We start from the raw sequence: 23,274 nt of genomic DNA, 5'->3' as shown, positions 1-23,274 counted from the left end.
GTTTCTCGTTCCAATCACGCTGGAAGTGGGGCGCATTATAAGGGGATTCGAAACCCCGTCAACCTTTAATTTCAAAAGCGTGACATCTTGCCCTCTGCCCACGTAAGTGCGCACTATAGTGCACACCCTACCCGCCCAAGGATCGCCGCGCAGAGATGAACACCCAACCCCGCAGCCTGGCCGCCACCCTCTTCCCTATCGGCCTGCTGCTGATCGCCATGGCATCCATACAGTCCGGTGCATCACTGGCCAAAAGCATGTTCCCCATCATCGGCGCCCAAGGCACCACAGCCCTGCGCCTGATCTTCGCCAGTATCATCATGCTGCTCATACTGCGCCCATGGCGCGTCCGCATGACCGCCAACACTCTGCGTAATGTCATTATCTATGGCATGGCACTCGGGGGCATGAACTTCCTCTTCTATATGGCGCTGCAGACAGTACCTATCGGTATCGCCGTGGCACTGGAGTTCACGGGGCCACTCGCGGTGGCGATCTTCTCCTCGCGCCGCCCTATCGACTTTCTCTGGATCGCGATGGCGATCGCCGGGCTTCTCCTGTTGCTGCCAGCAGGCGATGGCGGCCAGGCCCTGGACCCGGTAGGCGCTGCGTATGCCTTGGGTGCGGGGGTGTGCTGGGCGCTGTATATCCTGTTCGGGCAACGCGCCGGCGCCGAGCACGGCATTCAGAGCGCCGCTCTCGGCGTCGTGGTGGCCGCCCTGTTCGTTGCACCCATCGGCGTAATTCATGCCGGCAGCGCACTGGTCACCCCAGCGGTCATTCCAATGGCACTGGGTGTCGCGATACTGTCCACCGCCCTGCCCTATAGCCTGGAAATGGTTGCCCTGACCCGCATGCCCGCACGTACCTTCGGCACCCTGATGAGCATCGAGCCAGCGTTTGGTGCACTTTCAGGCCTTCTGTTCCTCGGCGAGGTATTGAGCGCCACCCAATGGCTCGCGATTCTCGCCATCATCGTCGCGTCGGTGGGCACCACGTTGTCGATGCGCCAGACGCCAACCCCACCCGTCGCCGCCGACTGATATGAGAACTATTTTCATTTGAGACAGGATTAGTGATTGTAGCGGCCCGTCTCGCTGATTAAGCTGTCACACAGAATCAATAACTTTACGCGATCTGGTGGACCGAAGACGGACGCTGGGGATTTTTCAGGAAGACAGCAGTGACAACGACAGGGCCCGACAAATGATCCGCCCTGCATTTAAGGAAGGGAATGAAACGTATTTTGCTCATTCTGGCCATTTTGGCTATTGCTGGATGTGCCGCCACGGCCAAGACTGAGGTCAAAAAGGGTAAGAAAGGCCTACATATCAATTGCTCCGGCCTCTCCTCATCGTGGGATAATTGCTACAGCAAGGCCGCCACCTCCTGCAGCACCCGCGGTTACAAAGTCATTGCTCGCTCCGGCGATACCGACGAAGAGCAAGGTGATTACCTGTTCGGCATCAACCCGGCTGGCTATACCAGCCGCAGCATGATCGTCATCTGCAAGTGATGACCACCAGGCATTGAGTTCAAAGGGCAGCGCGAGCGCTGCCCTTTTTATTTGCCATCACAGCGGCGCGGTACGCGCCTGCAGCCACGCCAGGGCCTCGCCCTTCAACAGCGGCGCAAGACGCTCATGCACACTCGCGTGGTAACGGTTCAGCCACGCCAACTCTTCCTTGGCAAGCAACTCGGGCAGCAGGCAGCGTGTGTCGATCGGGCAAAGCGTCAAAGTCTCGAAGTTCAGGAAATCGCCGAACACACTCTTGCCCGCTTCTCGGCTAACCACCAGGTTCTCAATGCGCACGCCCCACTCACGCGGCCGGTAAGTACCCGGCTCGATCGAGCTGATCATGCCCGCCTGCATGGCTGTCTGGGGCGTGGGCGCCGCCTGATAAGCAATCACCTGCGGCCCTTCGTGGACATTCATGAAGTAACCCACCCCATGGCCGGTGCCGTGGCCATAGTCCACCTGATCGGCCCAGATCGGTGCCCGGGCGATGGCATCGAGCAGCGGCGAGAGGATCCCGCGGGGGAAGGTGGCGCGCGATAGCGCAATCATGCCCTTGAGCACACGCGTGCAATCCTGCTTCTGCTCAAGCGTAAGGTTACCCACCGGCACCATCCGGGTAATGTCGGTAGTCCCTCCCAGGTACTGCCCCCCGGAATCGATCAGCAGTAAACCGTCGCCTTCGATGATGGCATGCGATTGCTCGGTGGCGCGGTAATGAGGCATCGCGCCATTGCCATTAAAGGCGGCAATGGTCGAGAAACTCAACGACACGAAGTCTGGACGGCGAGCACGGGCGGCGCTCAATCGCTCATCGACCGTCAGCTCGGTAATGACCTCATGGCCCAGAGCGCCCTCGAACCAAGCGAAAAATTCGCACAAGGCGGCGCCGTCCTGCTCCATGGCCCGGCGAATATGCACAAGATCATCCTCACCCTTGCACGACTTGCTCAGCGTGGTGGGGTTGACCCCCTCGACCAGCTCAACGCCTGAGGCCAGGTTTTTCAGCAAACCGCAGGTGACCCGCGCCGGGTCGAGCAGCAGGCGACTGCCTGAAGGCACGGCGCCCAGGGCCTGACCGATTTCGGCATAGTCACGCACCTCAATCCCATCAACCGACAACACATGGCGCAGATGTTTATCGACCTTGTCCTGGCCAACGAACACCGTCGCCTGCTGCTGACTGATCAGGGCAAAGGAAACAAACACCGGGTTGTAGGACACATCACTGCCACGCAGATTGAAGAGCCAGGCGATGTCATCCAGGGTGGCTATCAAATGCCAGTCAGCGCCCTTGGCCTTCAAAGCCTCACGCAACTGGCCGAGTTTGTCTGCCCGGTTCTGCGTGGCATGCGGCGGCAAATGTTGGTAGACCGGGTTGCTCGGCAGTGACGGGCGCCCCTCCCAAACCTTGCCAAGCACGTCTTTGTCCGTCACCAGCCGCACATCCCGGGCCTTCAGACGCTCACCCAGCAAACGCGCCGACGCCAAGGCCATCACAGCACCGTCCACTGCCACAACGCCCTGTGGCTCGACATGCTCACCCAGCCATTCCAGCGCGCCCGGCTTGCCTGGCAGCAGCTTCATCAGTTCGATGCCGCTGCCTGCCAGCTCGTGCTCGGCCTGCTCCCAATAGCGGCTGTCAACCCAGAGCCCGGCAAACCCCGCCGTGACCACCAGCGTGCCGACCGACCCGTGGAAACCAGACAGCCATTGGCGCCCCTGCCAGTAGCCAGGCAGGTACTCGGAAAGATGAGGATCGGCCGAGGGCACCAGCAGCGCATCGACCCCCTCTGCGGCCATGGCCTGACGCACCTGCGCCAGGCGCTCCGGCACAGCTTGCTCAATCGTGGTCTGAACGTTCATGCGCACTCCTGCGAAAACATCTCTACTGATTTCAGACCATCGATAATGGTACAGCCACCCCTGCCCTGCAATCACGGCGACCGGCCTGCGGCATGCATTGCCCATCACGCCCTCTGCAATCAGGACGTTTCCTACAGCAGAACCAGGACCACCGATCACATCCTGCTGAACTTCCCAAAAGCGCCGGCTTCACACCAAGTACATTCATTGCAGACAGGCCAACCCCTATGCCCGCTGCCTGTGACGCGAAAACCGCCGTTGTGCTGCTCGACACCCGCCAGCACACGCCTGACCATGAACATGCTGTGCACCTCAAGCTTGCCGATGGCCTGGCGCAACTGCTGGGTTGCGCACACGTGTATCTCGACCCGCCCACCACGTCCAGTGACCGCTACTACTACCTGCCGACCGAAACGCTGATCGACCCGCAGCGCCATGCAGCCTTGGGTATCCGCACCGAACAGGATCTGTTTGGCGGGCTGGTCGCTTACCCTTATATGGCGACCAAGGCGATTTCCCACCCGCTGCCGGCCAACGCCAGCTTCCCTCCAGGCTGGACCGACGCCTTCGCCCTTCAGGCCAGTGATGCGCTATTGCGCGGCTATACCGTCTTCAGCAAGGCCGACGCTCGCAATGCCGCACGCTTGCTCCTGCTCGATGGACCTCTACGGATCAAGCCGGTGCTGGCCTGTGCCGGGCGGGGGCAGCAGGTCATCGACACACTGCATGCGCTGGAGCCGTTACTGGCCGACATGGACGACCAAGACCTGGCCGTCTGGGGGTTGGTGCTAGAAGAAGACCTGAGCGAGGTGCAGACCTTCAGTGTCGGCCAAGTGCGTGTCGCCGGCCTGACCTGCAGCTACCACGGCACTCAGCAACTGACGCACGACCACCAGGGCACAGAGGTCTATGGCGGCTCCGACCTGGTCGTGGTGCGCGGTGATTACCAGGCGTTGCTGCAGCTGCCGCTGGAAGACCACCTGCGCCTGGCGATCAACCAAGCCATGGTCTACGAACGTGCCGCCGAGCAGCACTTCCCAGGCTTCGTAGCGTCAAGACGTAACTACGACATTGCCCGCGGCACCACCGCCCAAGGCCATGTACGCAGCGGCGTGCTTGAACAATCCTGGCGTCTGGGCGGTGCCAGCAGTGCAGAACTGCTGGCCCTGCAGGCCTTCGCAACTGACCCCACACTGCAGCGCGTCCGTGCTTCGACCCATGAAGTGTTCGGCACCCCCGACCTGCCCACTGACGCCACCCTCTTCTACCAAGGAATCGACAGTGAACTCGGACAACTCAGCAAATTTGCGCGGATTCGCGAACATGAGCATTCAGAGTGAGATCATTGAGCTGCACGTTGAGAATGACAGCATCGTCGGCACCCTGGTCAGCCCTGGTAGCAAGATGCCCGGCATACTCTTCGTCCACGGCTGGGGCGGAAGCCAGCAACGCGACCTGGCCCGCGCCCGGCACATTACCGGGCTGGGGTGCGTGTGCATGACCTTCGACTTGCGCGGGCACGAAAAGACCAAAAGCCAACGCCTTACCGTCACCCGCGAACAGAACCTCAACGACCTGCTGGCAGCCTACGACCGCCTGGTCAGCCACCCCAACGTGGATAGCACTGCCATCGCCATCATTGGCAGCAGCTATGGCGGCTACCTGGCCACCTTGTTGACGCGGTTGCGGTCAGTACGCTGGCTAGCAATGCGGGTGCCTGCCCTGTACTGGGACGATGAGTGGGACATCCCCAAGCAAACCCTTGATCGGCAGCGGCTGAACGCCTACCGCCAGCGCCAGCTTGGCCCGGCGGATAACCGCGCACTGGCCGCGTGCGCCGAATTCGGCGGCGATGTGTTACTGGTGGAGTCTGAACAAGACGACTATGTGCCCCACAGCACATTGATGAGCTACCGCTCGGCATTCATCAGCGCCCATTCGCTGACGCACCGCATCGTCGACGGTGCCGACCACGCCTTGTCCAGCGAAGAAAGCCAGAAAGCCTACAGCTCGATCCTCACGTCATGGATCAGCGAGATGGTCATTGGCGCTCGCCTGGACCGCTATCCACACTACGCGCCCTGGTATGCCTGAAGCTCACCGACCTGGCAGTGCAGGCCACCGTCGGCATTACGGACCAAGCTGCGCAGTGTCTGGTAGGCCGCGAAGTTGACGCCCCGCGCCTGGTGCTGACACAGCAGGTCGAGAAAGGGTTCTTCAACGAAACGGTCTGCGGCCGCCGCCCAGGCCTGGCGCGATTGCCATTGCAGGTACTGGAGGACCCGGCTGCCATCATCACTGGCCTGGATGCTCACGCCCTGCAAGCCCTCACAACCTGAGGCCAATGCTTCGCTGCGTACCACCAGGGCCTGGGCCAACGCCACTTGCTGCAGCGCAGGCACTTCGTATTCGATCATCTGGGTAAACCACAGAGAATGAGGCGTTGCCGTCATGAAAAGTCTCCTTGCTCCGGACGCCAATGGCGTGATGGTGAGCAGGGTAAAACCTCAAGTTAAGTCAAGGTCAAGTGTTTTTTGCTGCCGCACGGGCGGTCGCTGGCTCAACCTGAAACCGCAAAGCGTCGTCGATATTCACTGGGCGTCAAACCGGTGATGCGCTGAAACACTTTGCGGAAAGCGCCCGGGTCCTGATAGCCAACACCCCAGGCGATCTGTTCGACATTGCGCCGGGTAAATTCCAGCAACCGACAGGCGCGCCCTACCCGTACTTGCTGGCAATACTCGGTCGGGCGTAAACCGGTGGCAGCTCGAAAGCGCCGCAGAAAGGTCCGCTGCTCAAGGCCTGCACAAGCGGCCATGGCGGCCAGGTCGGCATCCTGCCCACCATCGCCCTGTAACCAGTGCTGCACTTTGAGCACTGCCTCATCGCCATGGTCCAGGCGGGGGTTGAACAATGCCCCCGGCAACGGCGCCGCCACGGGCTCGACCGCCAGGTAGCGAGCCGTCTCGCGCGCCACCGTCACCCCCATAAACCGCTCCAGCAGGCGCAAGCCCAGCTCGGTCCAGGCCATTAGCCCGGCCGACGTCATGATGTCACCGTCGTCCAGCAGCGGCTGGTTCGCCTCCACCCGCACCAGGGGAAAACGCTGCGCAAGCGCTTGCACGTAGTTCCAGTGGGTACAGGCCGGGCGCCCGTCGAGCAGGCCACTGGCCGCGATGAAAAACACGCCGATACACACCGACGCCAGCACCGTGCCGCGCCCGTGGAGCTGATTCAAAGGCAGGCGATGGCGCGCAAGCAGCTCAGCGTTTGGCGCCGAGTCCAGGCTCGGCGGAATGATCATCACCCTCAGCGCCGTGGCCGCCTCAGAGCCGCTATCCTCAACCAACTGCAGCAACCCCGCTTCATCGACCTGCCAATGGCTGACGCGGATCTGCGGCAGCTCGACAGCGCCCAGTTCGGCGGCAACCCGGTTGGCCACCGTGAACAGGTCGGTCAGGCCATGCACGGCCGCGCGCTGCGCCCCTGGGTAAAGCAGGAGGCCGATGTCCAGGCTCGCAGGGTTGTCAGTTTTTGCCCTCATTGTGTCGGTCGTGCCAATCCTCAGGTCGAAGCGCACAGCCTATAACTATCGTCATCCAACGACCACTGCCGCAGGAGGCAACATGAGCAAGCAAGCCCTGATCATCATCGACATCCAGAACGACTATTTTCCCGGTGGCAAATGGACCCTCGACGGCGCAGACCAGGCAGCCGACAACGCCGCCCGGCTGTTGGCGGCCGCGCGTGAACGGGGCGATCTGGTGGTGCATGTGCGGCATGAGTTCGAAAGTGCCGATGCGCCATTCTTCGCACCGGACTCACCCGGCGCGGCCATCCACGCCAAGGTGCAACCCAAGGCCGGTGAGCCGGTGGTGCTCAAGCACAAGGTCAATGCGTTTCTCGGTACCAACCTTAAACACACGCTGGACCAGCAAGGGGTCGAGGCACTGACCATCGTCGGCAGCATGAGCCACATGTGCATCGATGCAGCGACCCGCGCCGCCGCCGATTATGGCTATGACGTGACTGTGGCGCACGATGCCTGCGCGACCTTGCCGCTGGAGTTCGATGGCAAACAGGTGCCGGCAGCCCATGTACACGACTCGGCGATGGCGGCCCTGGCGTTTGCCTACGCCAAGGTGGTGAAGACCGATGAGCTGCTCGGCAAATGATCGCGCCCCATCTTTAAAGCGAGTGTCAGATCACCACATTTCGCACAAACCGCACCGCCACGGCGCCATCGTTGCGGTAGGCGTAGCGACAGTTGCTGGGGAAGACATGAAACTGGCCAACCTGCAGGCAATACTCGGCCTGCTCGATGACTAATGTGAGCTGCCCTTCGGCCACATAGATCTGTTCGCTCCAGCCATCGGCATCGGCCTCGCTGACATAGCACTCGCCCGGTGCCAGGGTCCACTCCCAGAGTTCGACCTCACGCCGGGCGGTACTGCTACCCAGCAGCACTGCCTTGCTTTGCGGGTGCTCACCGGCCCAGGCCAGTTCGTCGATGCGGCTGGGGTCCCGCCGCTCGGGCGCCTGGATCAACGTACTGAACGCCACCCCCAAGGCTTCGGCGATCAAATCGAGCGTGGTAAGGCTGACATTTTTCTCACCCGCTTCGATCGCCACCAGCATTCGTCGGCTAACGCCAGACCGCTCGGCCAAGGCAGACTGGCTCATACCCGCTGCGTGACGCAGGCTGCGAACATTAAGGCTGACATGCTGTAACACCGATGCCCGGTGCGTGGAATTTTTGTGCACTGTATTGCTCGCTGATCGTGACTGCGCAGTATACTGCCCACTTTGCGCAGATTGTGCGCCACCCCCTCCGAGTGCGCAAGACCATGAGCCAACCCACCTGCAAGCCCAATACACGCGTTTCTTTGCGCCTGAGCAAAGCCGAACTGATGCTGGTGTTCATCACCATGTTGTGGGGCGGCACCTTCTTGCTGGTGCATAACGTGATGACGGTCAGCGGCCCGATGTTCTTCGTCGGCCTGCGCTTTGCCGCGGCGGCGCTGTTCGTTGGCGCGATCTCGGCGCGCGCGCTGTCGGGTCTTACCTTTACCGAACTTAAGGCGGGCGTATTGATCGGCGTCTCGATCATGCTCGGCTACGGCTTGCAGACCATGGGCCTGCAAACCATCAGCAGCAGCCAGTCCGCGTTCATCACCGCGCTGTATGTACCCTTCGTGCCGTTGTTGCAATGGCTGGTGCTTGGCCGTCGCCCAGGCCTCATGCCGAGCCTCGGCATCTGCCTGGCATTCCTTGGCCTGATGCTGTTGGCAGGGCCGGAAGGCGGCAGCTTGCACTTCAGCGAAGGCGAGATGGTGACCCTGGTCAGCGCCATCGCCATCGCCGGCGAGATCATCCTGATCAGCCGCTATGCCGGCCAGGTCGATGTGCGCCGCGTGACCGTGGTGCAGCTGGCCACCGCGTCGTTGCTGTCATTCCTGATGATCGTGCCGACCCAGGAGCGCCTCCCCGACTTCTCCTGGCTGTTGGTGATGAGTGCGGTGGGGCTCGGCGCCATGAGCGCAGTGATCCAGCTGGCCATGAACTGGGCACAAAAGTCGGTTTCACCCACCCGCGCCACGCTGATCTATGCGGGCGAGCCTGTGTGGGCCGGGATCGTTGGGCGCATTGCCGGCGAGCGTCTGCCCGGTGTGGCGTTGATTGGCGGGCTGCTGATCGTGATCGCCGTGGTGGTCAGCGAATTGAAGGTGCGCCGCCCCCGCGAAAGCGCCACAACGCGCGAAGCGCAGGATGAAGCCGAGCACCAAACAGGCCTGTAAACCGGCCAACTCCAGCTATGCTTTGTAAAAAACTGTTATAAAAAAATACCTTGTCACACCGTATTTGTACGATTCTGCGACAGCTTGCGTGTTGGTGATCAACTGCTCGGCACGTATGATCCTTGGCAAACCTCTCCAGAATAGAACGCTATGTCCTTGATAGTGCTATTGCTTCTGCCGTTCGTGGGCAGTTGCCTGGCAGCCGTGCTGCCGCACAACGCACGAAACGCCGAGTCCATACTCGCCGGGCTTGTCGCCTTGGTCGGTACGGTCCAGGTAGCACTGCTGTACCCCCAAGTTGCCCACGGTGGCGTGATTCGCGAGGAATTCCTCTGGCTGCCCAGCCTGGGGTTGAACCTTGTATTGCGCATGGACGGCTTCGCCTGGCTGTTCTCGCTGCTGGTACTGGGCATCGGCACACTGGTGTCGCTGTACGCCCGCTACTACATGTCGCCGCAGGATCCGGTACCGCGCTTCTTCGCCTTCTTCCTCGCGTTCATGGGCGCGATGCTAGGCCTGGTAATATCCGGCAACCTAATCCAGCTGGTGTTCTTCTGGGAGCTGACCAGCCTGTTCTCGTTCCTGCTGATCGGCTATTGGCACCACCGCGCCGACGCCCGCCGCGGCGCCTACATGGCGCTGATGGTCACGGGTGCTGGCGGCCTATGCTTGCTGGTCGGGGCGCTACTACTGGGCCATGTGGTCGGCAGCTACGACCTGGACAAGGTCCTGGCTGCCGGCGACCTCATCCGCCAGCACGCGCTGTACCCGGTGCTGCTGCCTTTGATCCTGATTGGCGCCTTGAGCAAGAGTGCGCAGTTCCCCTTCCAGTTCTGGCTGCCCCACGCGATGGCAGCGCCCACGCCGGTCTCCGCCTATCTGCATTCGGCAACCATGGTCAAGGCCGGGGTGTTCCTGCTGGCGCGGCTTTGGCCTGTGCTGTCAGGCAGCGAGGAGTGGTTCTGGATCGTCGGCGGTGCCGGCGCCATCACGTTGCTGCTCGGCGCCTTCGCCGCGATGTTCCAAAACGACCTCAAGGGCCTGCTGGCGTACTCCACCATCAGCCACCTAGGCCTGATCACCCTGCTGCTGGGCCTCAATAGCCCGCTGGCAGCGGTCGCCGCGGTGTTTCATATTCTCAACCATGCCACCTTCAAGGCCTCGCTGTTCATGGCCGCCGGCATCATCGACCACGAGAGTGGCACACGCGATATCCGACGGCTTAGCGGCCTGATCCGCCTGGTGCCCTACACCGCGACCCTGGCCATGGTAGCCAGCGCTTCGATGGCCGGCGTGCCGCTGATGAACGGCTTCCTGTCGAAAGAGATGTTCTTCGCCGAAACGGTATTCATCAGCTCCACCGCCTGGGTCGAAACCGCCCTGCCGGTAATCGCCACCCTGGCCGGTACATTCAGCGTGGCCTACGCCCTGCGCTTCACGGTCGATGTGTTCTTCGGGCCACCCGCCCAGGACCTGCCCCATACCCCCCACGAACCGCCGCGCTGGATGCGTGCGCCGGTCGAGTTGCTGGTGCTCACCTGCTTGGTGGTCGGTATTTTCCCCGCGCAGTCGGTAGGCCCGCTGCTGGCGGCGGCAGCCCTGCCGGTGGTGGGCGGTACGCTACCGGAATACAGCCTGGCCATCTGGCACGGCTGGAATGCACCCTTGATCATGAGCCTGATCGCCATGAGCGGCGGGATCGTGCTGTACCTGCTGCTGCGCAAGCAGTTGCGCCTGGGGCGCTTCCCTTATCCGCCGCTGATCGAGCGCTTCAATGGCAAACGTCTGTTCGAGCATGGCCAGGTCCACCTGATGCTGTTGGCCCGGCGAATCGAAAACCTACTGACCACGCGCCGCCTGCAATCGCAGCTGTTCATGCTGGTGCTGGCGGCGTTTCTGGCCGGTCTCACACCCATGCTCTACAGCGGCCTGACCTGGGGCGAGCGCCCGAAAATTCCGGGCTCCGGTGTATTTGTCGCACTCTGGCTGATCGCCATCGCCTGCGCCATCGGCGCCGCCTACCAAGCCAAGTATCACCGCCTGGCCGCCTTGATCATGGTCAGTGTCTGCGGCCTGATGACCTGCATCACCTTCGTCTGGTTCTCGGCACCCGATCTGGCCCTGACTCAACTGGTTGTGGAAGTGGTCACCACCGTGCTGATCCTGCTCGGCCTGCGCTGGCTGCCGCGCCGTATCGAGGGCGTTTCGCCGCTGCCCGGCAGCCTGGAGCGCGCCCGCATGCGTCGCCTGCGCGACCTGTTGCTGGCCGTGCTGGTAGGCGGCGGCATGGCGATTCTGTCCTATGCCATGCTGACCCGGCCGACCCCCAACGACATTTCTTCGTTCTACCTGAGCCGCGCCCTGCCCCAGGGCGGCGGCACCAATGTGGTCAATGTGATGCTGGTCGATTTCCGTGGCTTCGACACCCTCGGCGAAATCACCGTGCTGGTCGCCGTGGCCCTGACCGTATTCGCCCTGCTGCGACGCTTCCGCCCACCCAAGGAGAGCATGCAGCTACCCGCCCAGCAACGCCAGCTGGCGCCCGACGTGGTCACTGACCTGATCAACCCGCGCCACGCTACGGACACCGCGCTGGGCTTCATGATGGTGCCTGCGGTGCTGGTGCGGCTGTTGCTGCCGATCGCCCTGCTGGTATCGATGTACCTGTTCATGCGCGGCCACAACCAGCCGGGCGGCGGCTTTGTCGCAGGCCTGGTGATGTCAGTGGCGTTCATCCTGCAGTACATGGTCGCCGGTACCCAGTGGGTCGAAGCGCAGATGAGCCTGCGCCCGCTGCGCTGGATGGGCACCGGCCTGCTCTGCGCGACCCTGACCGGGGTAGGCGCCATGCTGCTGGGCTACCCCTTCCTGACGACGCACACCGCCCACTTGCACCTGCCCGTGCTGGGTGATGTGCATGTGGCCAGCGCGCTGTTCTTCGACATCGGCGTGTACACCGTGGTGGTCGGCTCGACCCTGCTGATCCTCACTGCCCTGGCGCACCAATCGGTACGCGCTTACCGCCCGGGCAACCCGTCGAAATCCAGCCAAGCAGGAGCCGCCTGATGGAAGAAGTCATTGCAGTCGCCATCGGTGTACTGGCCGCCTCCGGGGTGTGGTTGATCCTGCGCCCTCGGACCTACCAGGTAATCATGGGCCTGTGCCTGTTGTCGTACGGGGTCAATCTGTTCATCTTCAGCATGGGCAGCCTGTTCATCGGCAAGGAACCGATCATCAAGGACGGCGTCACCCAAGACTTGCTGCACTACACCGACCCGCTCCCGCAAGCCTTGGTGCTGACCGCCATCGTCATCAGCTTCGCCATGACCGCGCTGTTTCTGGTCGTGCTGCTGGCCTCGCGCGGCTTGACCGGTACCGACCACGTCGATGGCCGGGAGCGTGACGAATGAGTGGTATGAGTCAACTGATCGTCGCGCCCATCCTGCTGCCCCTCATCACGGCGGCAATCATGCTGTTGCTGGGCGAGAAACACCGGCGGATCAAGGCGCGGCTTAACCTGCTGTCCACCTTCGCTGGCCTGGCCATCGCGGTCAGCCTGCTGCTGTGGGTCCGCACCCAGGGCCAGGCCGAATCGATCGGGGTCTACCTGCCGGGCAACTGGCCAGCACCCTTTGGCATCGTGCTGGTGGTGGACCACCTGTCTGCCTTGCTGCTGACCCTGACCGGCATCATCGGCTTCAGCGCCCTGCTGTTTGCCCGAGCCCGCTGGGACAGCGCCGGCGCCAGCTTCCACGCGCTGTTCCAGATCCAGCTGATGGGGCTGTACGGTGCCTTCCTGACCGCCGACCTGTTCAACCTGTTCGTGTTCTTCGAGGTGCTGCTGGCCGCGTCCTACGGTTTGCTGCTGCATGGTTCGGGGCGTGCCAGGGTCAAGGCGGGCCTGCACTATATCGCTATCAACCTGTTCGCTTCGTCGTTGTTCCTGGTGGGCGCGGCGATGCTCTATGGCGTGACAGGCACCCTGAACATGGCCGACCTTGCGCTGAAGATCCCGCTGGTGCCAGAGGCCGACCGAGGCCTGCTGCATGCGGGCGCCGCGATCCTCGCCATGGCATTTCTGGCCAAGGCCGGTATCTGGCCGCTGAACTTCTGGCTGGTGCCGGCCTACGCCTCGGCCAGTGCACCGGTTGCCGCGCTGTTCGCGATCATGACCAAGGTCGGCCTGTATGCCGTGCTGCGCCTGTGGACGCTGCTGTTCTCCGGGCAGGCCGGCGCCTCCGCGCAGTTTGGCGGCGAGTGGCTGGTGTACGGGGGGCTGGTTACACTGGCCGTGGCGGCGGTCTCGATACTGGCCGCACAGCGCCTGGAGCGCATGGCTGCCCTGAGCATCCTGGTGTCCGCCGGCACCCTGCTCGCGGCCGTCGGCTTTGCCCAGCCGGCGTTAACGGGTGCGGCCTTGTTCTACCTGGTCAACTCGACCCTGGCGTTGTGCGCGTTGTTCCTGCTCGCCGAACTGGTCGAGCGCTCGCGTTCAGCCAATGAAGCGCCGCTGGATGACGAAGAAGATGCCATGCCTTCGCCCCTGGAATCGCTGCACCCACCCAAGGGCATCAACCTCGATGATGAACAAAAGGTGGTGATCGGCCAAATCATTCCCTGGACCATGGCCTTCCTCGGCCTGAGCTTCATCGCCTGCGCGCTGCTGATCATCGGCATGCCGCCGCTGTCGGGCTTCGTCGGCAAACTCAACCTGATCAACGCGCTGTTCAACCCGCTGGGGCTGGGTATCGCGCCGGAGCAACCGCTAACAGCGGCAGGTTGGGGCCTGGTGGCACTGCTGGTGCTGTCCGGCATGGCGTCGTTGATCGCCTTCGGCCGCGTGGGCATCCAGCGTTTCTGGAAGCCTGAGGAGCGCCCCTCGCCGCTACTGCGTCGTTATGAATGCCTGCCAATCGTCATCCTGCTGGGCCTGTGCATCATCCTCAGCCTCAAGGCCGAGCCGCTGCTGCGCTACACCCAGGACACGGCGGCCAGCCTGCAGGCACCCGATACCTACATCAAAGCGGTGATGGCCGCTCGGCCCATCCCCGGCCCGACCTCCCTCGACGTGGAGGTGTTGCCATGAAACGCCTGTTTCCCGCCCCACTGCTGTCGGTCTCGCTGTTCGGCCTGTGGTTGCTGCTGAACCTGTCGGTCAGCGCCGGCAACCTGCTGCTGGGTGCCATCCTCGGCTTTTTTGCGCCTCTGCTGATGGCCCCACTACGCCCTCAGCACGCCCATGTGCAGCGGCCTTGGGTGATTACCAAACTGATTGGCCGGGTCGGCCTGGATGTGATCGTGTCCAACCTGTTGGTGGCCCGCGGCGTTCTGCGTGCAGGCAAGCAGCCGCCGCGCTCGGCATTCGTGCACATTCCGCTGGCCCTGCGCGATGCCCATGGCTTGGCTGCCCTGTCGATGATCACCACGGTGGTACCTGGCACGGTCTGGTCCGAACTGGCGCTGGACCGCAGCGTGCTGCTGCTGCATGTGTTCGACCTTGAGGATGAAGCCGCCTTCATCGAGCACTTCAAGCACACCTACGAACGCCCGCTGATGGAGATTTTCCAATGACAGGCCTGCTCGCCAACGCTGTACTCGCCAGCCTGTTCATCTTCGCTTTGGCCATGGCCCTGGCACTGATCAGGCTGTTCCGCGGCCCGTCCGCTCAGGACCGGGTGCTGGCTCTGGACTACCTGTACATCCTGGCCATGCTGACCATGCTGGTGCTGGGGATCCGTTATGCCAGTGACACCTACTTTGAAGGTGCCCTGCTGATTGCACTGTTCGGCTTTGTCGGCTCGTTCGCCCTGGCCAAGTTCCTGCTACGTGGTGAGGTGATCGAATGACCGAAGCGCTACAACTGCCCTTCTGGCTTGAACTGGTCACCGCCGCACTGCTGCTGATCGGCAGCCTGTTCGCCCTGATCGGTGCCGTGGGCCTGGTGCGCCTGAAGGATTACTTTCAGCGCATGCACCCACCCGCGCTGGCCTCCACCATTGGTGCATGGTGCGTTGCCCTGGCCTCGATCATCTACTTTTCGTGGCTTAAAGAAGGGCCCGTTCTGCACGCTTGGCTAATCCCGATCCTGCTGTCGATCACGGTGCCGGTCACCACACTCTTGCTGGCCAGGGCTGCGCTGTTTCGCAAGCGGATGTCCAAAGAGGCGGTACCTGAAGAAGTCAGTAGCGGTAGCGACCGCGGCCATTGACCGGTTGCAGCCTCACCCTTGGCTGAGGCGCTGCAACTCACGCCGTACCATGGCGGCGTACGGTGGCGGGCTGAGTCGATAGAGCTCGCCTGCCACCCAGTTTAGCCAAGCGCCTTGCAGCGCTTCACGTTGGGCCAACAGCCGTTCGGCTTGCGCCAGCGCATCCGCCTGGTGCTGGTGATGGAACTCGGCACGCGACACAGGCGCGTTGTCGCGCTCGGTCATTCACTGGCCTTGAACGTGGTCAGCTCACCCTTGCGCCACTTCGCGACTTTGCCAGTCACTGCCTTGAGCAGCTTACCCAACCCTTCCTGCACTTGCTGTTGCGCAGCAAAGACCAGCATCACGCCATTGCCTTCGCGCAACACGACGCCCTCGCCTTCAGGTACGGAAACAAAGGCGTAGTCGCCAACACCGTAGACGTTGAACTTGATGTCTCGAAAGCGCATTTCCAGCTTGCCACCCTCGCGGCTGGGCAATACCGCAGCGCGGAAGTGATCGCCAACCTTCAGTTCCAGACGCTGTTTGTCATCGACCACCAATGCGCTTTCGGTGTCGATTTCGGCCATGTACAGGCCTTCAGGACTTTGTTCGGTGACATAAACAAAGCGGCCCTGGAACAGCTGGGCCAATTTACCGCGCAAATCGCCCAGGGCGAACAAGGCGTGGGTATCAAGTGTGCTGACTGCCAATGAAGTGATCCTCAATCGGTTACATCCCGCCCCCACACACGCTCGGTGAGGCACGGCCATTACATATCGATAGGCGAAAAGAGTAATAAAGCGATGCGCTGATGTCTGTATCCGCTGGCACTGCAGCCTGCAGGATTCTTTACTCTGGCTTGCCAGATATGGCCTAAGTGCAGGTTTTCGGCAAATTCCCAACGCGGGAAGCGTAATGCCTGACAACAAACCCGCCAGAAAAGATGCGATAGGTAGTTGCAGAGCGCTCGACAGAACGGGCTCTGAAATCCATCAGCGCATTACTGGGGAAGGAATATGCACGAAAACACCGAAATCCGTCGAGAGGCAAAGAACATTTCTTACATCACCAGCACTCATGCAACGCCACGTTACGTTGTCATACCGGCAGGTATCCGCTTCTTTCATGTCACCGAAAGCGCCACGGGAAGGGTCAAAGGGTTTCGCTGCCGGCATCAGGACGCGTGTGAACTGGCCCACCACCTGGAGCAATGACGGCCGTCAGGCGGCCAAGCCTTTTCTGAGTTGCTGCATCCAGGCCGCCTGGCACTCCAGGGCCTCGTCACGCGTGGCGAACGCCGTGCCACGGCGCTCGCCGTTGACCAGCACCACCCAACATATACGCTTGCCCAGCGCCTGCAGGGTGGCAGGCACCCCCGAGCCAATCATCACGGCTACATCGACACGGCTATTCATCATCCCCTCCGGAATTTAATTAGCACCCTAACGATAAAGCCATAATACGCTTGCCTGCAGGAAGGAAACAGCGCATCTCGGTACAGCAGTGTTACACCACAGGCAACAAAACCGGGCCCGTCGCGCACAAACGCAAAAAGCCCCAGGGATTGCTCCGTGGGGCTTCACGCACTGCGCGCGATCAGACCTGCCGCTGGTGGCGGTCGAGCTGCTCGTGGCGTTCCTGGGCTTCGATGCAGTACTTGGTGGTCGGGCTGATCAGCAAACGCTTCAGGCCAATCGGCTCACCACTGTCATCGCACCAGCCGAAGCTCTCGTCGGTGATACGGTCCAGCGCCATTTCAAGCTGTGGCAGCAAACGCTGGTCGCGGTCGATGGCATTGACCAGCCAGCTGCGCTCTTCTTCTACTGAAGCCACGTCAGCAGGGTCCGACGGAGTGTCCAGGCCCTCGATGGTGGCACGGCTCAACTCGATGCGCTCATGGGTTTCGACTTTCATCGACTGCAGCAGGCCAGCGAAGAAGGCGAGCTGATCAGCGTTCATGTAGTCATCGGCCGACATGGCCAGCAACTGTTCCTTGGTCATCGATTTCTCTATGAAAAATGTGCATTTGGGCGATTCGGGTGCCGCCGACGCCAGTGCATCGGCAGCGGAATTCTTCAAGCGCCAACCGGCACTCTTTTACAGGGGGCGGCAGTCTAAGGCGCCACGTCGCGTGGAGCAACTGCAATCGGAGGCGAATTTGATTCGATTGACCAGAATCCGCTGGTCGGTGCTCGTGTGGCAGGGGGTACAGGCGCGTCTGGGCTGACAGGTGGCTGCCTTGGGTTATGCAGCGGCCATGAGATAGAGCGCCGCTCGCGCGGCGCTTCGCAGCACAAGGCTGCTCCTAGATCTATTTCGGGCCAGTCACGCCTGTGAAGGTGGGATCAACGATCCTTGAACTGAGCCTCGCGCTTGGCGATAAAGGCGCTCATGCCTTCCTTCTGGTCTTCAGTGGCAAAGGCCGCATGGAACACCCGACGCTCGAAACGCACCCCCTCACTCAAGGTTACTTCAAAGGCCCGGTTGACACTTTCCTTGACCATCATGCTCACTGGGATCGACTTGCTGGCGATGGTGGCCGCCACCTTCAGGGCTTCTTCGACCAGCTCAGCCTGCGGTACCACACGCGCCACCAGCCCGGCACGTTCGGCCTCCTCGGCGCCCATCAAGCGCCCCGTCAGGCACAGCTCCATGGCCTTGGCCTTGCCCACCGCGCGGGTCAGCCGCTGCGTGCCGCCCATGCCCGGCAACACGCCAAGGTTGATCTCAGGCTGGCCAAACCGGGCATTGTCCGCTGCCAGAATGAAGTCGCACATCATCGCCAGCTCACACCCACCGCCCAGGGCAAACCCCGACACCGCCGCAATGATCGGTTTACGCCGATTGGCAATCCGGTCTGCGTCACTGAACAGGTCGTCAACGTAGATCTGAGGGTACTGGAGATCGGCCATTTCCTTGATATCGGCACCTGCGGCAAAGGCCTTGGCCGAGCCGGTCAGCACCACGCAGCCGATGTTCGGGTCACGCTCGAGCTGGTCCAGGGCCTGGTTGATCTCGCCGACGATCTGCGCATTGAGCGCATTGAGCGCCTGCGGCCGGTTGAGGGTGATCAGGCCGACCTTGCCATGGATGTCCAACAGGATGGTTTCGAATGCCATGCAGACTGCTCCTTCAAAGATTGCGCGCAATGACCATGCGCTGAATGTCGCTGGTGCCTTCGTAAATCTGGCAGACCCGAACGTCGCGGTAGATCCGCTCCAGCGGGAAGTCACTCAGATAGCCATAACCGCCCAGGGTCTGCAAGGCGTCCGAACAGACCTTTTCGGCCATTTCCGAGGCAAACAGCTTGGCCATCGACGCCTCCGTCAAGGCCGGCCGCCCGGCATCACGCAAGGCCGCGGCGTGCAGTACCATCTGCCGGGCCACAGCGATGCGCGTGGCCATGTCGGCCAGGCGGAAGGCCACGGCCTGGTGCTCGATCAACGGCTTGCCGAAACTCTGCCGCTCCTTGGCATAGTCGCGGGCCACCTCGAAGGCCGCCCGGGCCATACCGACCGACTGCGACGCAATGCCGATGCGGCCCCCTTCAAGGTTGGCCAGGGCGATCTTGTAACCCTGCCCCTCTTCACCCAGGCGATTGGCGACCGGCACCCGCACGTTGTCGAAGACGATCTGGCAGGTGTCTGAGGCATGCTGGCCGAGTTTGTCCTCGACCCTGGCAACCTGGTAGCCCGGCAAATCGGTCGGCACGATGAACGCTGTGATGCCACGCTTGCCCGCCTCCGGATCGGTGACTGCGAAAACGATGACCACGCCGGCATTTTGCCCGGAGGTGATGAACTGCTTGCTGCCGTTGAGTACGTAGTGGTCACCGTCCAGGCGCGCGCGGGTCTTCAGGCTGCTGGCATCGGAGCCGGCCTGGGGCTCGGTGAGGGCGAAGGCGCCGATCATCGCGCCGCTGGCCAGCGGGGCCAGAAACTGCTGCTTCTGCTGCTCGGTGCCGAACTTCAGGATGGGCACGCAGCCCACCGAGTTGTGCACGCTCATGATGGTCGAACAGGCACCATCGCCTGCGGCAATTTCTTCCAGGGCCATGGCGTACGCCACATAGCCCGTATCACTGCCGCCGTACTGTTCCGGCACCAGCATGCCGAACAGGCCCAGGGCAGCCATCTCGTCGATGGCTTCCCGCGGGAAGCGGTGGGCCTTGTCCCACTGTTCGGCGAACGGGCGCAGGCGCTCCTGGGCAAAGTCACGCACGGCGTCGGCGATTTGTTGTTGCTCGTCAGTTACCAACATGGTTCACCTCAATACAAGCATTCGACGGCCATGGCCGTGGCCTCGCCACCGCCGATGCAGATAGCCGCCACGCCGCGGCGCAGGTTGTTCTGGCGCAGGGCCGACAGCAAGGTCACCAGGATGCGCGCGCCTGAGGCGCCGATCGGGTGGCCCAAGGCGCAGGCACCGCCATGGATATTGACCTTGTCGTGTGGCAGGTCGAGGTGTTTCATGGCCGCCAGGGTGACCACGGCAAACGCTTCGTTGATCTCGAACAGGTCCACCTCGGCCAGGTTCCAGCCGGTGCGCTTCATCAGTTTGTCGATGGCCCCGATTGGCGCGGTGGGGAACAGCGCGGGCGCATCGGCAAAGGCGGCGTGGCCATGGATCACGGCCAAAGGTTTCAAGCCGCGCTTTTCGGCTTCGCTGCGGCGCATCAGCACCAGCGCAGCAGCGCCGTCGGAAATCGAGCTGGCGTTGGCGGCCGTCACCGTACCGCCTTCACGGAAGGCCGGTTTAAGCTGCGGGATCTTGTCCAGGCGCGCCTTGGGCGGTTGCTCGTCATCCTTGATGACGCGTTTTTCCTTGCCCTCGGTGACTTCCACCGGAACGATCTCGGCGCTGAAACGGCCCTGCTTGATGGCGTCCTGGGCGCGGGTCAGCGAGCTGATGGCAAAGGCATCCTGGGCTTCGCGACTGAAGGCGCCAGCCTGTGCGCAATCCTCGGCGAAGGTGCCCATCAAACGGCCCTTGTCGTAGGCGTCTTCGAGGCCATCCATGAACATATGGTCGATGATCTTGCCATGGCCCATGCGGTAGCCACCCCGGGCCTTGTCCAGCAGGTAGGGCGCGTTGGTCATGCTCTCCATACCGCCCGCCACCACCACATCGGCGCTGCCGGCCAGCAGCAGGTCATGGGCCATGATCGCGGCCTGCATGCCCGAGCCACACATCTTGTTGAGGGTGGTGCAGGTGGTGTGTTTGTCCAAGCCGGCGCCCAGCGCTGCCTGGCGCGCGGGGGCCTGGCCCAGGCCTGCCGGCAGCACGCAACCGAACAGTACCTGTTCGACGCTGGTGGCCTCGATGCCGGCGCGCTCGACGGCGGCGCGGATCGCTGCGGCACCCAGCTGTGGTGCGGTGAGGCTCTTGAGGTCGCCCTGCAGGCCGCCCATGGGCGTGCGCACGGCGCTGACAATGACAATCGGGTCGTTGGCGAGGGTCATGTTCATCACTCCTTACTTGGCAGCCATGCGCAGTGCGCCGTCGAGGCGGATCACCTCGCCGTTGAGCATGCTGTTTTCGATGATGTGGCGGGCCAGTGCCGCGTATTCCTGAGGGCGACCCAGGCGCGGCGGGAACGGCACTCCGGCGGCCAACGAGTCACGCACTTCCTGGGTCATGCCGGCCATCATCGGGGTTTCGAAAATGCCCGGGGCAATGGTCATCACGCGGATACCGAAACGCGCCAGCTCACGAGCCGTTGGCAGTGTGAGGCTGGCGATGGCGCCCTTGGAGGCCGCGTAGGCGGCCTGGCCGATCTGCCCATCATAGGCAGCGATAGAGGCGGTATTGATGATCACCCCGCGCTCGCCATGCTCATCCGCCGGCCCCTCGGCCATCGCTGCTGCAGTCAAGCGCAGCAGGTTGAAGCTGCCGATCAGGTTGACGTTGATGACCTTGGCGAAACTGGCCAGGCCATGCGGGCCTTGTTTGCCCAGGACTTTCTCGGCGCCGACGATACCGGCGCAGTTGACCAGCCCATGCAGGCTGCCAAACGCGCTGACGGCGGCGTCGACGGCAGCCTTGGCGGCCTGCTCGTCGCTGATGTCGGCGACCGCGAAGCGGGCGTTGTCGCCCAGTTCACGCGCCTTAGCCTCGACCGCCTGGGCATTGAGGTCGACCAGCATGACCTTGGCACCGGCCTCGATCAGCATCTGTGCGGTAGCCGCACCCAGCCCGGATGCGGCGCCACTGACGATAAAGTGTTTGTTGGCTATTTGCATGGTGTCGTTCCTTTAGGCACTGGCGTGAGCGGCCAGTTGCGCCTGTTGTTTGGCGATTTCCTGGTTACGCAGGATGAAGCGTTGCAGCTTGCCGCTCGGGGTCTTGGGCAGCTCGCTGACGAATTCGATTTCGCGCGGGTAGGCATGGGCGTACAAACGCTTGCGCACATGCTGGCGCAGGGTTTCTTCCAGCTCAGGGGTGCCCTCCACGCCTTTGGCCAGGACCACGAACGCTTTGATCAGCTCAGTGCGTTCAGGGTCGGGCTTGCCGACCACCGCCGCCTCGACCACTGCCGGGTGCTCGATCAGCGCGCTCTCCACGTCGAAAGGGCCAACCCGGTAGCCAGAGGTGGTGATCACGTCGTCGCTGCGGCCCACGAAGCTGATGCTGCCATCGGCATTGAGTTCGACCGTATCGCCGCTGAGGTAATACTTGCCGACGAAGGCTTTGGTCGGCACGCCGTGGTAGCCACCAAACCAGCACAACGGCGACTGCTCGCGGTCCACGGCGAGGATGCCGGGCTGGCCAGGCGGCAGCTCCGCGCCCTGCTCGTCCAGCACGACGATGCGGTGCCCGGGGATGGCGAAGCCGGCAGACCCCAGGTGCACCGGGTGCTCCAGGCCATGGTGATTGCACAAGACCATGCCCAGTTCGGTCTGCCCATAATGGTCGTGAATGGTTACCCCAAGCTCGTCGGCGAACCAGCGGATCACCTCTGGGTTGAGCGGTTCGCCGGCGCTGCTGACCACCCGCAGGCGGCCTTTGATCGGTGCCGAAAATTCGCTGCCTGCCGCGATCAACAGGCGGTAAGCGGTTGGCGAACCGGCCAGGTTGGTGATGCCGAACTGGTCGATGATCCGCGCGCAGCTTTCAACGCTGAACGGGCCATCATAGAACGTCGTGGCATGGCCCAGCGCCAGCGGGCCGGTGACGGCGTAGTAAAGCCCATAGGCCCAGCCCGGGTCGGCCAGGTTCCAGAAGTTGTCTTCCGGCCGCAAGTCGATGGCGTCGCGCATATAACCCTGGAAGGCGACGATTGCGCGCAGCGGCACTTCAAGAGGCTTGGCCGGGCCCGTGGTGCCGGAAGTGAACATCAACAGGAAAGGGTCGTCGCCCGTGCGCATGACCGGCGGGCAGTGCTCGGCAGCATTGTCCAGGCTCTGCTGGAAGTCCAGCTCACCGGCGCGGGCCTGCACGCTGATGATCGTTGGGCAACCGGACACCTCATCCAGCTTGGCGCGGTTCTGGCTGTCGGTGACCACCACCTTGGCCCCGGATTGCTCCAGGCGATGCTCGATGGCCTTGGGCCCGAACGCAGTAAACAGCGGCTGATAGACAGCACCCAGGCGCCACGTGGCAAGGATGATCACCAGCAACTGCGGGGTACGCGGCATCAGGCCGGCAACGCGGTCTCCCGCTTTTACACCCTGGGCCTTGAGCACGTTGGCAAAGCGCGCGGCCTGCTCGCACAGCGTATCGAATGTGAACGGCTGGCTTTCGCCGTCACGGTTCACCCACAGCAGCGCGAGCTTGTCGCGGCCCACATGGCGGTCGCAGCATTCGACGCAGGCGTTGAGCGCAGACAGATCGCCCTGCAGGGCATCAGCGGCGGCCTGGGCATGGTCGAAGGCACGAGCGGCCTCGGCGTAGTTACGCATCAT

The 23,274-nt window shown here is 62.6% G+C and carries 25 protein-coding genes; 12 read left to right on the top strand and 13 right to left on the bottom strand.

The window, feature by feature from the left end; genetic code table 11:
• Positions 1-155: 155 nt before the first annotated feature.
• Both rhtA and LOY53_RS08625 read left to right on the top strand, forming a co-directional pair.
• Positions 156-1,043, top strand: coding sequence for a threonine/homoserine exporter RhtA (gene rhtA / locus LOY53_RS08630; protein ID WP_258703864.1), 888 nt, complete (start codon positions 156-158; stop codon positions 1,041-1,043).
• A gap of 191 nt (positions 1,044-1,234) precedes the next feature.
• The gene (locus tag LOY53_RS08625; protein ID WP_027596536.1) at positions 1,235-1,516 is read left to right on the top strand and encodes a hypothetical protein; all 282 of its coding nucleotides are present in this window, start codon (positions 1,235-1,237) and stop codon (positions 1,514-1,516) included.
• A 57-nt stretch (positions 1,517-1,573) separates the two neighbouring features.
• Here the strand turns inward: LOY53_RS08625 and LOY53_RS08620 are convergent, their stop codons facing one another.
• Positions 1,574-3,382: an aminopeptidase P family protein gene (locus LOY53_RS08620; RefSeq protein WP_252827262.1), complete on the bottom strand. Its 1,809-nt coding sequence runs from the start codon at positions 3,380-3,382 to the stop codon at positions 1,574-1,576.
• A 227-nt stretch (positions 3,383-3,609) separates the two neighbouring features.
• Here LOY53_RS08620 and LOY53_RS08615 point away from each other — a divergent pair, with 227 nt between their 5' ends.
• On the top strand, positions 3,610-4,722 hold the full coding sequence (locus LOY53_RS08615; RefSeq protein WP_258703863.1) for a DUF3182 family protein: 1,113 nt from the start codon (positions 3,610-3,612) through the stop codon (positions 4,720-4,722).
• Positions 4,706-5,476, top strand: a complete 771-nt coding sequence (locus LOY53_RS08610; RefSeq protein WP_258703862.1) for a S9 family peptidase — start codon at positions 4,706-4,708, stop codon at positions 5,474-5,476. Before LOY53_RS08615 ends, LOY53_RS08610 begins: the two co-directional genes overlap by 17 nt.
• Here the strand turns inward: LOY53_RS08610 and LOY53_RS08605 are convergent.
• Positions 5,455-5,835, bottom strand: a complete 381-nt coding sequence (locus tag LOY53_RS08605) for an antibiotic biosynthesis monooxygenase (RefSeq protein WP_258703861.1) — start codon at positions 5,833-5,835, stop codon at positions 5,455-5,457. The two genes, LOY53_RS08610 and LOY53_RS08605, sit on opposite strands and share 22 nt — an antisense overlap.
• A 107-nt stretch (positions 5,836-5,942) precedes the next feature.
• Positions 5,943-6,926, bottom strand: a complete 984-nt coding sequence (locus LOY53_RS08600; RefSeq protein WP_258703860.1) for a GlxA family transcriptional regulator — start codon at positions 6,924-6,926, stop codon at positions 5,943-5,945.
• A gap of 82 nt (positions 6,927-7,008) precedes the next feature.
• Between LOY53_RS08600 and LOY53_RS08595 the strand changes: the two genes are divergently transcribed.
• Positions 7,009-7,557, top strand: coding sequence for a cysteine hydrolase family protein (locus LOY53_RS08595; RefSeq protein WP_099453438.1), 549 nt, complete (start codon positions 7,009-7,011; stop codon positions 7,555-7,557).
• Between the two features lie 25 nt (positions 7,558-7,582).
• On the opposite strand, the gene LOY53_RS08590 is transcribed toward LOY53_RS08595, so the two are convergent.
• A complete protein-coding gene (locus LOY53_RS08590; RefSeq protein ID WP_099429969.1) occupies positions 7,583-8,146 on the bottom strand; it encodes a helix-turn-helix domain-containing protein in 564 nt (187 codons plus the stop codon).
• Between the two features lie 83 nt (positions 8,147-8,229).
• Between LOY53_RS08590 and LOY53_RS08585 the strand changes: the two genes are divergently transcribed.
• From LOY53_RS08585 to LOY53_RS08555, 7 genes are all read left to right on the top strand, one after another.
• Complete coding sequence (locus tag LOY53_RS08585) at positions 8,230-9,180, top strand: DMT family transporter (RefSeq protein WP_099430943.1); 951 nt, start codon at positions 8,230-8,232, stop codon at positions 9,178-9,180.
• Between the two features lie 150 nt (positions 9,181-9,330).
• Positions 9,331-12,246: a monovalent cation/H+ antiporter subunit A gene (locus LOY53_RS08580; protein ID WP_099453436.1), complete on the top strand. Its 2,916-nt coding sequence runs from the start codon at positions 9,331-9,333 to the stop codon at positions 12,244-12,246.
• Positions 12,246-12,590, top strand: coding sequence for a Na+/H+ antiporter subunit C (locus LOY53_RS08575; protein WP_003250128.1), 345 nt, complete (start codon positions 12,246-12,248; stop codon positions 12,588-12,590). The genes LOY53_RS08580 and LOY53_RS08575 overlap by 1 nt, the downstream gene beginning before the upstream one ends.
• The gene (locus tag LOY53_RS08570) at positions 12,587-14,266 is read left to right on the top strand and encodes a monovalent cation/H+ antiporter subunit D (protein WP_027596546.1); all 1,680 of its coding nucleotides are present in this window, start codon (positions 12,587-12,589) and stop codon (positions 14,264-14,266) included. Before LOY53_RS08575 ends, LOY53_RS08570 begins: the two co-directional genes overlap by 4 nt.
• The gene (locus tag LOY53_RS08565; protein ID WP_252827257.1) at positions 14,263-14,751 is read left to right on the top strand and encodes a Na+/H+ antiporter subunit E; all 489 of its coding nucleotides are present in this window, start codon (positions 14,263-14,265) and stop codon (positions 14,749-14,751) included. Before LOY53_RS08570 ends, LOY53_RS08565 begins: the two co-directional genes overlap by 4 nt.
• Positions 14,748-15,026, top strand: coding sequence for a K+/H+ antiporter subunit F (locus LOY53_RS08560; protein ID WP_003259015.1), 279 nt, complete (start codon positions 14,748-14,750; stop codon positions 15,024-15,026). Before LOY53_RS08565 ends, LOY53_RS08560 begins: the two co-directional genes overlap by 4 nt.
• A complete protein-coding gene (locus LOY53_RS08555; protein ID WP_027596548.1) occupies positions 15,023-15,388 on the top strand; it encodes a Na+/H+ antiporter subunit G in 366 nt (121 codons plus the stop codon). The genes LOY53_RS08560 and LOY53_RS08555 overlap by 4 nt, the downstream gene beginning before the upstream one ends.
• A 12-nt stretch (positions 15,389-15,400) precedes the next feature.
• Here LOY53_RS08555 and LOY53_RS08550 read toward each other — a convergent pair whose 3' ends face one another.
• From LOY53_RS08550 to LOY53_RS08510, 9 genes are all read right to left on the bottom strand, one after another.
• Positions 15,401-15,613: a hypothetical protein gene (locus LOY53_RS08550; RefSeq protein WP_027596549.1), complete on the bottom strand. Its 213-nt coding sequence runs from the start codon at positions 15,611-15,613 to the stop codon at positions 15,401-15,403.
• On the bottom strand, positions 15,610-16,080 hold the full coding sequence (locus LOY53_RS08545) for a hypothetical protein (RefSeq protein ID WP_027596550.1): 471 nt from the start codon (positions 16,078-16,080) through the stop codon (positions 15,610-15,612). Before LOY53_RS08545 ends, LOY53_RS08550 begins: the two co-directional genes overlap by 4 nt.
• A gap of 510 nt (positions 16,081-16,590) precedes the next feature.
• Entirely contained in the window at positions 16,591-16,785 is a 195-nt protein-coding gene (locus LOY53_RS08540) for a hypothetical protein (protein ID WP_027596551.1), read from the bottom strand.
• Between the two features lie 181 nt (positions 16,786-16,966).
• Complete coding sequence (locus tag LOY53_RS08535; protein ID WP_099453432.1) at positions 16,967-17,371, bottom strand: TraR/DksA C4-type zinc finger protein; 405 nt, start codon at positions 17,369-17,371, stop codon at positions 16,967-16,969.
• 344 nt (positions 17,372-17,715) lie between these two features.
• Positions 17,716-18,489, bottom strand: a complete 774-nt coding sequence (locus tag LOY53_RS08530) for an enoyl-CoA hydratase (RefSeq protein WP_099429973.1) — start codon at positions 18,487-18,489, stop codon at positions 17,716-17,718.
• A gap of 13 nt (positions 18,490-18,502) precedes the next feature.
• Positions 18,503-19,630: an acyl-CoA dehydrogenase gene (locus LOY53_RS08525; protein WP_252827255.1), complete on the bottom strand. Its 1,128-nt coding sequence runs from the start codon at positions 19,628-19,630 to the stop codon at positions 18,503-18,505.
• A gap of 8 nt (positions 19,631-19,638) precedes the next feature.
• On the bottom strand, positions 19,639-20,832 hold the full coding sequence (locus LOY53_RS08520; protein WP_238216230.1) for an acetyl-CoA C-acyltransferase: 1,194 nt from the start codon (positions 20,830-20,832) through the stop codon (positions 19,639-19,641).
• Positions 20,833-20,844: 12 nt separating this feature from the next.
• Complete coding sequence (locus LOY53_RS08515) at positions 20,845-21,612, bottom strand: SDR family NAD(P)-dependent oxidoreductase (RefSeq protein ID WP_252827254.1); 768 nt, start codon at positions 21,610-21,612, stop codon at positions 20,845-20,847.
• Positions 21,613-21,624: 12 nt separating this feature from the next.
• Positions 21,625-23,271, bottom strand: coding sequence for an acyl-CoA synthetase (locus LOY53_RS08510; RefSeq protein ID WP_258704164.1), 1,647 nt, complete (start codon positions 23,269-23,271; stop codon positions 21,625-21,627).
• Positions 23,272-23,274: the final 3 nt, after the last annotated feature.

The organism is Pseudomonas sp. B21-031 (genome assembly GCF_024748985.1).
In the GTDB taxonomy this organism is placed as follows: Bacteria; Pseudomonadota; Gammaproteobacteria; order Pseudomonadales; family Pseudomonadaceae; genus Aquipseudomonas; species Aquipseudomonas kermanshahensis.
This window is presented reverse-complemented; position numbering and strand designations above follow the sequence as displayed.

Excerpts from the sequence above, each read along its gene's own strand:
- LOY53_RS08515 (WP_252827254.1), bottom strand. The coding sequence starts at position 21,612 with ATGCAAATAGCCAACAAACACTTTATCGTCAGTGGCGCCGCATCCGGG.
- LOY53_RS08595 (WP_099453438.1), top strand. The coding sequence starts at position 7,009 with ATGAGCAAGCAAGCCCTGATCATCATCGACATCCAGAACGACTATTTT.
- rhtA (WP_258703864.1), top strand. The coding sequence starts at position 156 with ATGAACACCCAACCCCGCAGCCTGGCCGCCACCCTCTTCCCTATCGGC.
- LOY53_RS08585 (WP_099430943.1), top strand. The coding sequence starts at position 8,230 with ATGAGCCAACCCACCTGCAAGCCCAATACACGCGTTTCTTTGCGCCTG.
- LOY53_RS08535 (WP_099453432.1), bottom strand. The coding sequence starts at position 17,371 with ATGACCAAGGAACAGTTGCTGGCCATGTCGGCCGATGACTACATGAAC.
- LOY53_RS08560 (WP_003259015.1), top strand. The coding sequence starts at position 14,748 with ATGACAGGCCTGCTCGCCAACGCTGTACTCGCCAGCCTGTTCATCTTC.
- LOY53_RS08520 (WP_238216230.1), bottom strand. The coding sequence starts at position 20,832 with ATGACCCTCGCCAACGACCCGATTGTCATTGTCAGCGCCGTGCGCACG.
- LOY53_RS08575 (WP_003250128.1), top strand. The coding sequence starts at position 12,246 with ATGGAAGAAGTCATTGCAGTCGCCATCGGTGTACTGGCCGCCTCCGGG.
- LOY53_RS08570 (WP_027596546.1), top strand. The coding sequence starts at position 12,587 with ATGAGTGGTATGAGTCAACTGATCGTCGCGCCCATCCTGCTGCCCCTC.
- LOY53_RS08525 (WP_252827255.1), bottom strand. The coding sequence starts at position 19,630 with ATGTTGGTAACTGACGAGCAACAACAAATCGCCGACGCCGTGCGTGAC.
- LOY53_RS08620 (WP_252827262.1), bottom strand. The coding sequence starts at position 3,382 with ATGAACGTTCAGACCACGATTGAGCAAGCTGTGCCGGAGCGCCTGGCG.
- LOY53_RS08510 (WP_258704164.1), bottom strand. The coding sequence starts at position 23,271 with ATGCGTAACTACGCCGAGGCCGCTCGTGCCTTCGACCATGCCCAGGCC.
- LOY53_RS08580 (WP_099453436.1), top strand. The coding sequence starts at position 9,331 with ATGTCCTTGATAGTGCTATTGCTTCTGCCGTTCGTGGGCAGTTGCCTG.
- LOY53_RS08550 (WP_027596549.1), bottom strand. The coding sequence starts at position 15,613 with ATGACCGAGCGCGACAACGCGCCTGTGTCGCGTGCCGAGTTCCATCAC.
- LOY53_RS08610 (WP_258703862.1), top strand. The coding sequence starts at position 4,706 with ATGAGCATTCAGAGTGAGATCATTGAGCTGCACGTTGAGAATGACAGC.
- LOY53_RS08615 (WP_258703863.1), top strand. The coding sequence starts at position 3,610 with ATGCCCGCTGCCTGTGACGCGAAAACCGCCGTTGTGCTGCTCGACACC.
- LOY53_RS08540 (WP_027596551.1), bottom strand. The coding sequence starts at position 16,785 with ATGAATAGCCGTGTCGATGTAGCCGTGATGATTGGCTCGGGGGTGCCT.
- LOY53_RS08605 (WP_258703861.1), bottom strand. The coding sequence starts at position 5,835 with ATGACGGCAACGCCTCATTCTCTGTGGTTTACCCAGATGATCGAATAC.
- LOY53_RS08530 (WP_099429973.1), bottom strand. The coding sequence starts at position 18,489 with ATGGCATTCGAAACCATCCTGTTGGACATCCATGGCAAGGTCGGCCTG.
- LOY53_RS08625 (WP_027596536.1), top strand. The coding sequence starts at position 1,235 with ATGAAACGTATTTTGCTCATTCTGGCCATTTTGGCTATTGCTGGATGT.
- LOY53_RS08555 (WP_027596548.1), top strand. The coding sequence starts at position 15,023 with ATGACCGAAGCGCTACAACTGCCCTTCTGGCTTGAACTGGTCACCGCC.
- LOY53_RS08600 (WP_258703860.1), bottom strand. The coding sequence starts at position 6,926 with ATGAGGGCAAAAACTGACAACCCTGCGAGCCTGGACATCGGCCTCCTG.
- LOY53_RS08565 (WP_252827257.1), top strand. The coding sequence starts at position 14,263 with ATGAAACGCCTGTTTCCCGCCCCACTGCTGTCGGTCTCGCTGTTCGGC.